Origin of the sequence: Bacillus carboniphilus, assembly GCF_039522365.1 — a bacterium.
GTDB classification, from domain to species: domain Bacteria; phylum Bacillota; class Bacilli; order Bacillales; family JC228; genus Bacillus_BF; species Bacillus_BF carboniphilus.
This window is the reverse complement of the sequence record NZ_BAAADJ010000023.1, coordinates 271,743-286,413: the sequence shown is the minus strand read 5'-3', so window position 1 is coordinate 286,413 and position 14,671 is coordinate 271,743. Positions and strand designations below refer to the sequence as shown.

At 38.0% G+C, this 14,671-nt stretch carries 13 protein-coding genes; all 13 read right to left on the bottom strand.

Annotated features, from left to right (window positions below):
• Positions 1-344: 344 nt before the first annotated feature.
• The 13 genes from ABDZ91_RS13550 to recD2 all read right to left on the bottom strand — a co-directional run bounded on the left by ABDZ91_RS13550 (position 345) and on the right by recD2 (position 14,661).
• Positions 345-1,094, bottom strand: a complete 750-nt coding sequence (locus ABDZ91_RS13550; protein WP_343799807.1) for a YrrS family protein — start codon at positions 1,092-1,094, stop codon at positions 345-347.
• Positions 1,095-1,262: 168 nt separating this feature from the next.
• Positions 1,263-3,035 carry a peptidoglycan D,D-transpeptidase FtsI family protein gene (locus ABDZ91_RS13545; protein ID WP_343799806.1) on the bottom strand — a complete coding sequence of 591 codons (1,773 nt, stop codon included), beginning with the start codon at positions 3,033-3,035 and terminating at the stop codon, positions 1,263-1,265.
• 46 nt (positions 3,036-3,081) lie between these two features.
• The gene (gene greA, locus ABDZ91_RS13540; protein ID WP_343799805.1) at positions 3,082-3,558 is read right to left on the bottom strand and encodes a transcription elongation factor GreA; all 477 of its coding nucleotides are present in this window, start codon (positions 3,556-3,558) and stop codon (positions 3,082-3,084) included.
• 145 nt (positions 3,559-3,703) lie between these two features.
• Complete coding sequence (gene udk, locus ABDZ91_RS13535; protein WP_343799816.1) at positions 3,704-4,363, bottom strand: uridine kinase; 660 nt, start codon at positions 4,361-4,363, stop codon at positions 3,704-3,706.
• A 96-nt stretch (positions 4,364-4,459) separates the two neighbouring features.
• Positions 4,460-5,119 carry an O-methyltransferase gene (locus ABDZ91_RS13530; protein WP_343799804.1) on the bottom strand — a complete coding sequence of 220 codons (660 nt, stop codon included), beginning with the start codon at positions 5,117-5,119 and terminating at the stop codon, positions 4,460-4,462.
• 117 nt (positions 5,120-5,236) lie between these two features.
• Positions 5,237-6,376, bottom strand: coding sequence for an endolytic transglycosylase MltG (mltG, locus tag ABDZ91_RS13525; protein WP_343799803.1), 1,140 nt, complete (start codon positions 6,374-6,376; stop codon positions 5,237-5,239).
• Positions 6,377-6,581: 205 nt separating this feature from the next.
• Positions 6,582-6,866: a DUF1292 domain-containing protein gene (locus ABDZ91_RS13520; RefSeq protein WP_343799802.1), complete on the bottom strand. Its 285-nt coding sequence runs from the start codon at positions 6,864-6,866 to the stop codon at positions 6,582-6,584.
• Positions 6,867-6,877: 11 nt separating this feature from the next.
• Entirely contained in the window at positions 6,878-7,294 is a 417-nt protein-coding gene (gene ruvX / locus ABDZ91_RS13515) for a Holliday junction resolvase RuvX (RefSeq protein ID WP_343799801.1), read from the bottom strand.
• A gap of 1 nt (position 7,295) precedes the next feature.
• Positions 7,296-7,562 carry an IreB family regulatory phosphoprotein gene (locus ABDZ91_RS13510; RefSeq protein ID WP_343799800.1) on the bottom strand — a complete coding sequence of 89 codons (267 nt, stop codon included), beginning with the start codon at positions 7,560-7,562 and terminating at the stop codon, positions 7,296-7,298.
• Positions 7,563-7,746: 184 nt separating this feature from the next.
• Complete coding sequence (gene alaS / locus ABDZ91_RS13505; RefSeq protein ID WP_343799799.1) at positions 7,747-10,380, bottom strand: alanine--tRNA ligase; 2,634 nt, start codon at positions 10,378-10,380, stop codon at positions 7,747-7,749.
• A 352-nt stretch (positions 10,381-10,732) separates the two neighbouring features.
• On the bottom strand, positions 10,733-11,809 hold the full coding sequence (locus ABDZ91_RS13500) for an AI-2E family transporter (protein ID WP_343799815.1): 1,077 nt from the start codon (positions 11,807-11,809) through the stop codon (positions 10,733-10,735).
• Between the two features lie 118 nt (positions 11,810-11,927).
• Positions 11,928-12,119, bottom strand: coding sequence for a hypothetical protein (locus tag ABDZ91_RS13495; protein ID WP_343799798.1), 192 nt, complete (start codon positions 12,117-12,119; stop codon positions 11,928-11,930).
• A gap of 169 nt (positions 12,120-12,288) precedes the next feature.
• Positions 12,289-14,661: an SF1B family DNA helicase RecD2 gene (recD2, locus tag ABDZ91_RS13490; RefSeq protein WP_343799797.1), complete on the bottom strand. Its 2,373-nt coding sequence runs from the start codon at positions 14,659-14,661 to the stop codon at positions 12,289-12,291.
• Between the last annotated feature and the right edge of the window lie 10 nt (positions 14,662-14,671).

Here is a 14,671-nt window from a genome sequence, read left to right as displayed (position 1 = left end):
GTCATAATTATTTCCTCCTAATGTTTTACGTGGTTGTTAAACATTGTAACCAGGAAGGAATAATTTGACCCCTTTTTGTTTTTACACAATTATATGGACTTTATCAATAATTGCACCTTCAACCCGATAATTGCACCTTCCGCCCGAGAATTGCACCTTCAACCCCAGAATTGCACCTTCAGCCCAATAATTGCACCTTCAGCCCAATAATTGCACCTTCAGCCCAATAATTGCACCTTCAACCCAATAATTGCACCTTCAGCCCATAATTGCACCTTCAGCCCAATAATTGCACCTTTTGCATACAGAAAAAAGCCCGAGGATTTGTCCTCGGGCTTTCCGACTTAACCACCACAGCTATTTTTCTTGTCATTCTCTACAAGTGTTTGCACTTTGAATGGCTTCCAGCCTTGGCCGTCAATCCACTCAATGTAAACACGATAAGGCTCGTTTACGTTCGATTTTGCGGTTACTGTACCAATGACTTGGTCAGCTCCACCATTTTCTACACACCAATAGGTTAGACCATCGGTGGAAGTTCCAAGAGCAGATGCAATCGCCATTTGCATTTCTTTCCAATCTTGTGAATCGGAAGAAAAGTTCTTAGTGTGTTCACCTGTCTGTTCCGTGCCAATTGGCTCCCAATGTTGGTTGACAATCGTTCCAGCCACATTAGGGTCGTCACTTTCTTCTACATCAGTTGATGAACCTTCTTCTATATCCACCGTTGAGTCTGTATCTGTTTCTTCACCAGTTTCATCACTAGGTTGTTCATCTGTTTCTGTCTCAGAAGGATCTTCTGTTTCTGAATCTGTTGGGTCTTCAGTTTCTTCCATAGGCGTCTCTTCCTCAGCATCTGTGGTTTCATCTTCCTCTTCTGCCTCAGTTCCTACACCATTATTATTTTCAGTATTATTTTGTTCATTTGGACTGGCTTGATTATCGTCAGAACCAAGTAAGATATTTGCTCCTACAACAATTATGAGTAACACTATGATTCCGATTAGGCTATTTAATATAATATTTGATTTTCTCTTTTTTGACCTTGCTTGGGCTCTAGACCCTACATAAAAATCTTTATAGTCGTTCTTCAAGTCCTCTCTCCCCTTTTCTATACATATGGAAGTTGTTTGTCTTTTTTATAAAATGATGAAATAAACACACTAAGCCATAGTCCTTATTTTAACATGATGTTTTTTTTCATTGTAGTCCAACCTATCTTTGTAAAAAGATTGAAATATATTCGGGGACGCACACCTTTTTTATTCAACCTTATTTTTCTTTTCATCTAAATCAAATATACCTTGTACGATATCACTAAACAATGGGTTTATTCCACCTTCGTCTTGTTGTACACCCAAATTAACAACTACAAGGGCATACCTTGGTTGATCGAAAGGAAAATAGCCTGCGAACCATTTATTATGGAGTTGAACACCCTCTTTCTCAATACCTGTTTCTGCTGTTCCAGATTTTCCAGCCACAGCATATGGAAGATTTTGAAACCACCTACCTGTTCCTTCTTCATGGACCACTACTTCTCTTAATAAATGCTGAAGCTTCATGGCGGTATAAGGCGATATTGTTTCACTATCCTTTTTTTGTACAGGAAATTCAAAGAGAGTTGTACCATTTTTATAGTTTAATTCACTAACTGCTCGAGCAGACAGCTTTTCACCACCACGTGCAATAGTAGCCATCATACTTGCTACCCCCAGCGGTGTTGCTCGAACTTCATGCTGACCTATCCCAGTCATTCGAACTAGATTAGAGTCTGTCCGGTCCTCATCTCGACTAAACACTCTTCCAGGCTTTTCACCACTTAGTTGTTTGAAATCAGTATAATGAAAAACGTCCCCTTCCCATCCGTTTAAATCGATCAACGATAACTTCTTTGCATAGTTCTCCAAAAGAGTGGGGTCCTCGTTTTGGATTTGTTCAGCCAATAATGCAAAGGTCCGGTTACAGCTCTTTGCGAAGCTCTCTTCCATGTTTAAGTAGCCATAGTCATATTCAGGATCTTTTTCATCCCGTATGTTCAAACTACAGTTATACGTATTTGAAGGTACATCCAGTTCTAAATCAATCGCTGCTGCTGCAACCACTGTCTTAAAAACAGAACCCATGATTTGTGGGGTAATCATGAAGTTAGTAGCACCGTCATCATGAAACGGAGAAGATTCATTTAAATGTGGACGTGACACCATGCCTAAAATATCGTTTGTCTCCACATCTAATAACACAACACCTCCATTTTGAATTCTTTGCTCATCCACGAGCCTCTCAAGCATTAGTTGGATATCCATATCAAGCGTGGTCTTCACGTTAACAGGATAAAAAGGGTTGGCAGGGTCTATGTACTTAACGTCAATTCCAAATAGTGGACCGCCTTTTGCATCTACATGATACAAAAGCTTTGTTTCTCCCTCTTGTAATAAAAATTCATCAAAGCTCTGCTGAAGACCTGTAATCCCTATCATCGTATGAATAGGGATATCTCTATCTGCGTACCTTTCCATTAAAACATCTGGATTCTCTCTAATCATTCCTATCAGTTGTTCGGCAGGTATTTCTTGCCGAGTAAACTGTTTATGTACAGCAAAAACACCTGGTATCTGTAAAGCGTTGATTCTATTTACCTGATTTTCTGTAAGTTCAATAGGATCTTTTCCTCCAAAGATAAAAGGCTCCTTTGCTTCATTTACAGCTGTCTTCAAAACGTCCTCTGACACCCCTATTACTTCTGCAACTGAACTAATATCCCAATCCATTTGTTTTAAAAAGGGAAAAAGAATAAGGGTTGGGATTGTAAAGTGGGTAAGCGGATTTCCTTCTCTATCAAAGAACTTCCCTCTTCCCTGATCAATCACTACTGATTGTGTCCTTTGCGTGACACTCGCCTCCAGTAAATTTATATTTTGGTCAGAGAATGTTTCTGTATCTACTATTTGAATTTGAGTTAAACGAACTAATAAAACGATTAACAATAGCGTAATAAGAAATGAAAAAGTATATAGTCGTCTTTTTCTTAACATAAAAAACACCTCGCCAACATTGTTGACGAGGTTGTAATTCTTTAGACTAGCTAATCGATACTATTTTTACATTCATTTCCCCACCAGGAGTTTGAACGACTACTTCATCTCCTACTTTTTTACCCATAAGGCTTTTTGCAATAGGTGAGTCATTCGAGATCTTTCCATCAAATGGATCTGCCTCCGCACTACCTACAATCGTGTACGTTTCTTCATCACCGTCTGGTAATTCAATAAAAGTAACAGATTTACCCAGTGATACTGTATCTGAATTCAAATCATCTTCCTCGATGATTTTTGCATTTCTAATCATGTTTTCTAAAGTAGTGATTCTACCTTCAACGAAAGCTTGCTCTTCTTTCGCAGAATCATACTCAGAGTTCTCAGACAGATCCCCGAAGCTACGTGCAATTTTAATTCTTTCCACTACTTCTTTTCTTTTTACTGTTTTTAGCTGTTCTAATTCTTGTTCTAATTTTTCTTTCCCGGCTTTTGTCATCGGGAAAACTTTTTCTTGTGCCATGTTTTCCTTCACACTCCTTCAATCCATAAAAACCAAATTATTCCATCTTTAATAGAGTACAGAAAAAGAATGCGATATCTACCGCACCCTTTTGTTATGATAGCGCTTTACATACACTATTTGTCCATATACTTATGCTATTGTTTCACAAAAATGATTTTTGTTCAAGAATCGTTTGAATTTTTGTAACCATTAAATCGATTGCAACCTTATTTTGGCCACCTTCTGGTATGATTACGTCAGCATATTTTTTACTTGGCTCAATGAATTGATTATGCATCGGCCTAACAACATTTGTGTACTGATCGATCACTGAATCCATCGTACGTCCTCTTTCTTGAATATCACGAACAAGTCGGCGAATAATGCGAATGTCAGCATCAGTATCTACAAATAATTTGATATCCATTAAACCACGCAGACGTTCATCCTCTAGAACTAGAATTCCTTCTAGTATAATAACATCTTTTGGTTCTACAACAATAACCTCTTGGGAACGAGTATGTCGACTATAATCATATACTGGTTTTTCAATTGGTTTGTAAGTTAGTAATTGCTCGATATGCTGAATAAGTAAGTCATTATCAAACGCGAGGGGATGGTCATAATTCGTCAATAGTCTTTCTTCAAATGGCAAATGTGCTTGATCTTTATAATACGAATCTTGTTCAATCATTAAGATAGAGTGCCCTTGAAAACGATCATAAATCGCTTTCGTAACACTGGTCTTTCCAGAACCAGATCCCCCTGCCACGCCAATGACAATCGGTTTCGTTCCCATGCTCGTTCTCCTTTCACATTCTATTATGTGACAATAATGTTCGTGCCTATGCTTAAAAGTTCAGATCTACCTCCATATCTACAAAAAGGTATTTTACTTATTCGCATAGATTTTCATACTTTATTCGTGAAGTTTTCGTGAAACCGCAAGCCCATCTCCTACAGGCAAAATGACCGTGTCATAAGAAGGGTTGGTATATAGCCATTCGTTATAGTGTTTTATTTTATCAATCATTTTTTCAATTCGCTTTGAGCTACGTTCCATATTTACTTCTGCCACTAACCCTTTAAACAATACATTGTCAGAAAAAATAAAGCCGCCTTTTCTTACGAGTGGGCTATACAGTTCAAAAAATTTCTTATACTGCCCTTTAGCTGCATCGATAAATAAAACATCGAATGGAGCATGAAGTGTAACTTGGTCAGACACTTCTAATGCATCACCAACAATAATATGAACATGATTAGCTTTATTTTTCCTTGCAATAAAATCATTTGCTTCGTTTACCCTAACTAGATCCCTTTCAACTGTATACACAATGCTGTTTGGACATGCATCATTCATCTTTAACGCAGAGTACCCAATTGCCGTACCTATTTCTAATATTTTCTCGGGATTTAAGAAACGAAGATAGTGACGTAATGTCTCTAGGCCATCCTTTTCCATAATAGGAACTGAATGCTCCGTGGCGTATTGCTCCATCTCTTGGAACAAGGGGTCTTTTTCAACGTATAAGTCTGAGATGTACTGTTTAATAGCAGAAAAATCTGAGTTATTCATGTGAATAACCTCCTCCAAACAACATTCTGGGGATCGTTTGTCTTTGTAAAATACGAACTTTCATATAGTACCATAAAAAAGAGGGGAAAGAGAAGTCTCTCACCCCTATTACTAATATTAATTTTGATTGGTAATGTGTTCTGCCTTTTTAGCATTATGCTCTTGTAGTGTCTCCGAAAATAGAACTTGACCTTCTGGTGTAGCTAAGAAGTATAAATAGCCAGTTTCTTCGGGATTAAGAGCTGCCTCTATCGACATAACCCCAGCATTTGCAATCGGACCAGGTGGTAATCCTGGCACTTGATAGGTATTGTATGGTGAATCGACCTCAGTATGCTCATAAAGGGTTCTTTCCTTATGTTCTCCAATGGCATAGGCTACTGTTGGGTCTGTTTGCAGGGCCATTCCAATCTCCATACGGTTATAAAACACACTTGAAATAGCATGACGGTCCACCAATTCAGTTGCCTCTTCCTCAATAAGCGATGCCATTGTTAAGGTCTCATGAACGGTTAGCTGTCTTTCTTCCATTAGTCCTTGGTAACCCAAAAGAACATCAGATGTTTTCGATAACATCTCACGAACAATCGATTCTACTGTTTGTTCTTTCTCGTAAAACGAATAAGTTGCAGGGAACAAATAGCCTTCTAATGGGTATTTAACAGCCTCATTAAGTATGTCATCCGTTAGTAAGAATGGATAGCTCTCCATCATTTTACTAATAAATTCTGGATCGTTTAAAGTTTCAAATACCTCTTCCTGAGTTAAGTCCACTTCCTTAGCAATGATGCCAGCAATATCTTCCAACCATAATCCTTCAGGTACTGTCATCTTAAACGCAACATCCCGCATGACTTTACCAGTTTTCAAGCTTTCAATAATTTGGTCTAACGTCATTGATGGCGATAGGTCATACTGCCCTGCTTGAAATCCAGATTCATTCTTAAATTTTATATAGTACTTAAAGATTTTTGCATCTTTAATAATATTTTCGCTTTCTAGGATATTTGCAATAGACGTTACACTAGACCCTATTGGAATTTCAACAGGAGTTGTTTTATCACTGTCTGGGTCAACCGGTTTTAATGCAGAAGTTACATAAAGAAAACCACCTAAAATAGCTCCTCCCACAAATAAAAACAAGGTTATTGTAACAATAAAAACAATTTTCCTTACTGTCCGTGCCTCGCTCTGTCTCTCTATCATTTTTTTTCGTATTATTTCCTTCTTGTTTTGTTGTTCTTCTGTCGATTTCATAGTCATCCCCCACTCAATGAGGCTTTAGTTTTGTTTGTATATGTAGATATTTGAATGTCTTTGACGAAAAATACTGCTTCATTAGTATTTTACAAGTCATTCATCTTCTGTCAAGTCATCCCTCAATTAAGAGAAAGATAGAGTCACTAAAAAGTCCATGGCAAAAAAGTAAGGCACTCATGATTAGAGTGCCTCTGACTTACTTTTATTCTTCTTCTTCAGCTAGGAAAGTTTCAAGCATTTCTTCAATCATATCCCATTCTTCGTCCGATTCAATCGGTTGAAGCTCTCCACCATCTTCTCCAGGACTAAAGCTACTTGCCATGATTTCAATTTCTTCTTCTTCCTCATCCTCATCCTGGCCTACTGGATAGTAGAGTACATAAGATTTATTGAATTCTTCTGAGTCAAATGTGAATAAAACTTCACATAGCTGCTCGTTACCCTCTTCATCGTACACTGTAATGTGCTTATCTTCACCGTGATCCATTTTGTTTCCTCCTATTTTTGGCTGTCTAAAAAACTCTGTAGAATAAAGTGTGCAGCCATTTTATCGATAACTTTTTTTCTCTTCTTTCGACTAACATCAGCCTCAAGCAACACTCTTTCAGCTGCCATCGTTGTTAAACGTTCATCCCATAGTATGACCGGAATACCGAACTTTTTTTCAATTTTTTTGGCATAAAGCTTCGAAGCTTCTCCCCTTGGTCCAATGGTTCCGTTCATGTTTTTCGGAAGACCAATGACTACTTTTTCAACGGTATATTCTTTCAAAAGCTTGTCCAATCGATCGAAGCCAAATTCACCTGCAGCCTCATTTATAGGAATCGTTTCAACTCCCTGAGCTGTCCATCCCAATTCATCACTGACGGCGACACCCACCGTTTTAGAACCCACGTCTAATCCCAATATCCGCATCTTAACCCTCGCGCTCATTCCGTAAATATGATTTGACTAATTCCTCAATAATTTCATCTCTTTCCAATTTGCGGATAATGTTCCGGGCATCCTTATGTCTCGGAATATACGCTGGATCTCCAGATAATAAATATCCAACAATTTGGTTAATAGGATTATAGCCTTTTTCCTGTAGGGCACCATACACTTGAAGTAAAACTTCTTTTACGTCATGTTCCATAGGTTCTTCCGGAAAATTAAATTGCATCGTCTTATCAAAAGAGCTCAATAAAAGCACCTCGTCTTTCTTCAGGAACTAGATCTCAAACTAACACAAAGGTATCCGTTGTTGGTACCTCTTTCGCATACCCTTGAAGTTAGAAACCGGTCGTAAAACCTCCCAATAATAAATAGAAGAGGGAGGTTTTACCTATCCAGAAGTTACCTTCATTTTACACTACTTCACCATGGAATCAAACGGATTTTACCCATTCTTGTGCAAAAGTGATTGCATCATTTAGTTTTTCTGGGTTTTTCCCACCAGCTTGAGCCATATCTGGACGGCCACCACCGCCACCACCACAAATCGTAGCAGCTTCTTTAATTAACTTACCAGCGTGATAACCTTTTTCTACTAAATCTTTTGTTACACCTGCAATTAACTGAACCTTATCATCTTGTGCCGTTCCTAACAAGATAATACCTGATCCTAGTTTTTCTTTTAAATCATCTACCATTGATCTAAGCTGATTCATATCTGAGCCCGGAATATTTTTGGCAACAAGCTTCACACCATTTACATCCTGAACGGAGTCTAGAAGGTTTCCTGCCTCAATATTTCCGATTTTTGCTTTTAAGGATTCATTTTCTTTTTCTAGTTCTCTCATTTCTGTTTGTAGAGTGCTGATTTTTGTAGCTACATCTTTTGGCTGAACCTTTAATAATTGGCTTGCTGATTTTAGAACTTGAATTTGGTCATTTAGACGCTGATAGGCAGCTTTTCCTGTGACTGCTTCTATTCTCCGTGTACCAGCTCCAATACCACCTTCAGAAACAATCTTGAATAGACCTATAGCTGACGTATTTGGAACGTGGCAACCTCCACAAAGTTCTAAGCTGTATTCGCCTACTTGAACAACACGAACAACATCACCATATTTTTCTCCGAATAACGCCATTGCTCCCATTGCTTTCGCTTCATCAATGGACTTATGGAAGATATCAACATCAATACTTGCCCAAATTTTTTCGTTCACAATCGTTTCAATCGTTTCAAGCTCTTCTTGTGTGATTTGACCAAAATGTGAGAAGTCAAAACGTAATCTTGTAGGTTCTACAAGAGAGCCTGCTTGGTTAACATGACTACCCAATACATCTTTCAAAGCTTGATGAAGCAGGTGAGTAGCTGTATGGTTTTTCACAATTTCTTTTCGTGCTTCTTGGTTAACTTTAGCTTCAACAGTAGTACCCTCTGTTAATGTGCCAGACACCACTCTTACTCGATGAAGGTTTTGGCCATTTGGTGCTTTCTGGACATCTAGTACTTCAGCCTTGACAGCTGTTGACTCAAAGAATCCTTTATCACCAATCTGGCCTCCACTTTCTGCATAAAAAGGAGTCTGATTTAGAATAACAAAGGCTTCACTTCCCTCTGAAATTTCATTAACAAGTTCTCCACCCACAACAATCGCTTCGACTTTACCGGATGTCATTAGTGTTTCGTACCCTACAAATTGGCTTTCAATTTTTATGTCAGATAATACACCACCTTGAACCTGCATGGAACCCACTTCTTGTCTTGCAGCTCTTGCACGTGCACGTTGTTTTTCCATTTCTGCATCAAAGCCTTCAACGTCCATTTTCATGCCCGCTTCTTCAGCATATTCTGCTGTTAATTCCACTGGGAATCCATACGTATCATAAAGCTTAAAGACGTCCGTTCCAGGGATTACGTGATCCCCTTTCCCTTTTTGTTGCTCGATGATATTACTGATCATGTTAATGCCTTCATTTAAGGTTTCGTGGAATCTTTCTTCTTCTGTTCGGATTACTTGCTGGATGAAATCTTGTTTTTGATTTACTTCTGGATAAAAGTCAACCATGATAGAGCCAACAACAGGTACTAGCTTGTAAAGGAAAGGTTCGTCAATACCAAGCACTTTTCCATAACGAACAGCTCTTCTTAGCAGACGTCTTAATACATAGCCTCTACCTTCATTGGAAGGTAATGCACCATCTCCAACAGCAAAAGCAACGGTTCTAATGTGATCTGCAATGACCTTAAACGCTACTGTTTGCTCTGTATTTTTACCATATTCATTTCCTGAAATGGACTCTGTCTCTTTAATAATGGGCATAAACAAATCGGTTTCAAAGTTAGTTGGGGTTTCTTGAATGACTGATGCCATACGTTCCAATCCCATACCTGTATCGATGTTCTTCTTCGGTAGTGGGGTGTAAGTTCCATCTGGATTATGATTAAATTCTGAGAACACAAGGTTCCATACTTCTAAATAACGATCGTTTTCTCCACCAGGGTAGAGCTCTGGATCGTTAGGGTCGTCACCATATTCAGGTCCTCGATCATAGAAAATTTCTGTATTTGGTCCACTTGGCCCTTCTCCAATATCCCAGAAATTACCTTCTAAACGGATGATACGTTCTTTAGGTACTCCTATTTTTTCATGCCATAAATCAAAGGCCTCTTGATCTTCTGGGTGGATGGTAACTGATAGCTTCTCTGGATCAAAACCAATCCATTCTGGGCTGGTTAGGAACTCCCACGCCCATTCAATTGCTTCTTCTTTGAAGTATTCACCAATAGAGAAATTCCCTAACATCTCAAAGAATGTATGGTGTCTTGCTGTTTTCCCTACATTTTCAATATCGTTTGTACGTATTGATTTTTGTGCATTTGTAATTCGAGGGTTTTCGGGAACAATTCTTCCATCAAAGTATTTTTTTAAAGTTGCTACCCCACTGTTAATCCACAATAGAGATGGGTCTTCATGGGGTACTAGGGATGCACTCGGTTCCACTCTGTGACCCTTTGATACAAAGAAATCTAAAAACATTTTACGAATATCATTACCACCTATGTAATTCATTGTTTTTCCTCCTACTGATTTTTTAGACACAAAAAAGCCCTCATCCCTAAAAACAGGGACGAGAGCTAACTCGCGGTACCACCCTGGTTATGTGGATTATAATAATCCCCATCACTCCAAAGCCTTAACGTGGCTAACGGCAGGTATTAGCTGCACTCCAGAATAGCTTCGGTTACCCTTCATTTAGAATCCCTTCCAGCCTACGGAGATTCCTCTCTTCCATGCATGTCATACTGCACTCAAATGGTCTGTAACGTACTTGATTCCTTCTTCGTGTTTCCTATTAGTCATTTTATACGGAAAATTATAGAGGACTGCAATAAGGTTTGTCAAACTAAGTCGGAACGATTTTTCAAATTCGGACTTTGTCTATAAACCGTAACTTTATATGAAATAAGGTTACTTTTAATATAGCCAAAAGGGGAACAGCCACCAACAGCCCTATAATCCCTCCTATTTCACTACCTAAGAGAAGTGCGCCAATAATCATTAAAGGATGCATATGCAAGCTTTTTCCCACAATATATGGAGATAATATATTCCCTTCAATAAACTGCAATACAGCAATAATGATTATACTAATAATTACTAGCTTCATTGACATCGTTGCTGCAATAATAACAGAAGGAATGGCTCCAATTACAGGACCAAAGTAAGGAATAATATTTGTTACTCCTACAATGATACCAAGGAGTAAAGAATATTTAATTCCTACAAACCAAAATAAAAGGAAAGCAATAACTCCCATTGAGAGGCAAACAATAAATTGTCCTCTAATATATTGTCCTAGAGATTCATCTACATCGTATAGAAATTGTTTACCTTCTCTTCTCCATTTATGCGGGGTCAGCTTCCACGCCATCTCTTTAATTTTTTCAATATCTTTCAACATATAGAAAGAGATAAATGGAATTAAAATGATAACGAATAAAAAATTTCCAACTTTCAACAGTATATTTAACGATTTGTCTAAAATTCGGTCAAGGAGTCTTTCGCCATATTGAATTCCCTCACTTATTCGACTCTTTACTTCAATTGGCCAAGTCGATGTTTCCCTTTCTAAATCATTGATCCAATCCTTGTAAATCGCCGTGTACTCAGGAGCATTTTCTGCAAAATCTCGCAATTGACTGATAAAAGCTGGTACTCCTTTATATAGTCCCCAGCCTATTAGTGAAAAAAATAAGAAATAGATAATAAATATTGAAAGTCCCCTATGTAATCCACTTTCATGTAATTTTTCTACTGTTGGATGTAAGAGGTATGATATAAATGCTCCAATGATGAAGGGAGTTAAAACTGTAAAAAGGATTTTTAAAACTGGCAACCATATACCTTTTAATAAAACAAATATGTATAGCAAGATAAAGGATAGTAGTATAATCCCTAACCAGTATAGCCATTTAATCTTTATATCCAAGGATCTCATCACTCCCCTCCCCCTTATTTTTCAATGTAAGGGCAGAGAATATGCATGAGTTCTGAAATAGAAATTTACAAGTAAAAAACGTCCGTCTATGTTTACGAACGTTTACTTTTTAAAAATCTTACATACTAAATTGTCTGTCTTGCTCGTCAAATAAATCGTCTAAGGATGATAGTGAACCATCTTCTTCGACTTGATGGGTGTTAATAACTCCCTTTGTTATCGATAGTTCTATAAAACAACCCCAACAGTAGTATTGGTTTACTCCTATTTTTCCGATATCTTTGCTCTTACAGTTTGGGCATTTCAACAACGTTTCTTGCACCCCTTATTTTTCATGTTCGTTAATTGATTAAATAGTCTCTATGTTTCGCTTTTCTATTATTCCCAAACTTTTTAATCCCTATAACATTAGACTTCTATATTTAAGATTAGTTCCATGGAAAATTAAAAAAGCTCCCACTCGTTAAAGTGAGAACTTATTATGATAAGAAATCATATGGGGTAATGAGCTCCATCCCAATCATTGGATCGATTTTTAACAGCTCAGCCTCTGTAATCGTTCCTTGTTCCTTTGCCTCATTATTCGAAGTGAGTCGTTCCACTAGTGAAGTTTGGCGCTGATGGTCATCTTGACGCATCACTCCAATTTCAAAAGCTTCCGTCTCTCCACAAAGAATTAAAAATTGTTTACTTCGAGTTACCGCCGTATACAATAAGTTTCGTCTTAACATTCGGTAGTAGCTCCTGACTACCGGTAATACTACAATAGGAAACTCACTTCCTTGTGATTTATGGATTGAACAGCAATAAGCAAGGGTTAGTTCGTTCCACTGGGCTTTTGGATAATAGACCTCTATCCCATCGAAAGACACAATGAGCTGATCCTGCTTATCTTCGGATTGAACTTCATCCGCTTTCAAAATGGAAATAATCTCTCCCATATCACCGTTGAAGACTTGATCCTCAGGCCTGTTCACTAGTTGTAAAACCTTATCACCAATTCTATATTTTCTTTCTCCAAAGGTAACTTCTTTTCTTGTCCCATCATTTGGATTCATAACATCCTGTAACAACGTGTTTAAATTATCAATACCTGCAGGACCCTTATACATAGGTGCTAGTACTTGAATATCTTTCTTTGAATACCCTTTTCCCATCGCGTTTTTTACAATTTTCTGTACAACTTCTCCCATTTGTAGGGCTCTACAAGAAATAAATGAGCGGTCCTTCTTCGGCTTAATTAAATCGGATGGGACTTCACCATCTTTGATCATATGTGCTAAGTCAACTATGGAAGACCCGTCTTCCTGTCTATAAATATCCGTAAGTTGAACAGTTGGGATTTTTTTAGATTCTAGTAAATCCTTCAGTACTTGTCCTGGACCAACTGATGGGAGTTGGTCCTCATCGCCTACCATGATGACCTGAATATCGTCTGGTAAGGCTTTAAATAGCTGATGAGCTAACCAAGTGTCAACCATAGACATTTCATCGATAATGAGTAAACGTCCTTCAATTTGTTGGTCTTCGTCATATTGGAAAGCCTCACTACCGTTCCACCCTAATAATCTATGAATCGTAACAGCTGGTAACTCAGTGGCCTCGTTCATCCTTTTAGCAGCACGTCCTGTTGGGGCACAAAGCAAAACTGGAAAAGGCTCATCCTTATAATCTTTCGGATTCAAAGACAGCCCATGGAGCTCCGCGTATAAATCTACTATTCCTTTTATGACCGTTGTTTTCCCTGTTCCCGGTCCACCGGTTAGTAACAACATTGGTGATGACAAGGCTTTTTGTATGGCCGTTTTTTGTGTAGGGGCGTATTGCATGGCTAAACGTTCTTCTAGGCTTCCAAGGGCTAATAAAAACTCAGATTCTGAAAACTGGTCTTCATATTGGTCTTGGCTTAATAGTCTTTCGATATTTGTAACAATCCCTCTTTCTGCGTAATAGAGAGAGTTCATATAGACTCGATTTTCTTGGAATTTTATCCGGCCTTCTTCATCTAGTTGCAACAACATATTCGTAATAACGTTAATATCTATTGAAGGGGAATGATTTTTTTCAAGTAGTGTTCTCACTTCAAATAGAAAAGGTTCTTTTAACAAAAATACATGTCCTTCTTGTAAACATTTCTTTTCGAGCGTGTAGAGGATGGCAGCTTTCATTCTATCTGGGTGCTCGCCACTAATACCCATTTGTTCCCCTAGCTCATCTGCTTTTGCGAAACCGACCCCTTCTACATCTTCTACCAGTTTATAGGGGTTATCGTTAATAATCTGCAACGTTTGTTCCCGGTATGTTTGATAAATTTTCATAGAAATTTGCGGACCAAACCCAAGCTGAGAGAGTGTGATCATGACTTCTTCTAACCCTTGATGTTCTTGAAGCGTTTCATGAATAAGCTTTGCTTTATCCTTTGATAATTTAGGAACTTCTTCTAAGACAGAAGGGTTTTCTAGAATCCTTGATATAGCACTTTCTCCTAAGGTATTAACAATTACTTCCGCTGTTTTTTTCCCGATACCAGAAAATAAATCACTTGAAAGATATTGAATGATTCCCTCTTTTGTTTTAGGGATTTCCTTTTCATAACGGTTCGCATGAAACTGAAGGCCAAATTTTGGGTGTTCTTTCATCGTTCCAAAAAATTTATAGGTGTCTTCTTCATGAATACGAGGAAAATACCCTGTAACAACAGCTTCCTTTTCATCATATATTTCGTCAGTGTCATCTACTCTGATTCTTAAAACCGTATAGAGGTTTTGTTCATTATGGAAGATGGTCACAATGGGACGCCCTTTTATATATTTTTCAGTTTCCGAAAATAGATTAAAGGATTCCTGTCGCATTGGATTTCGC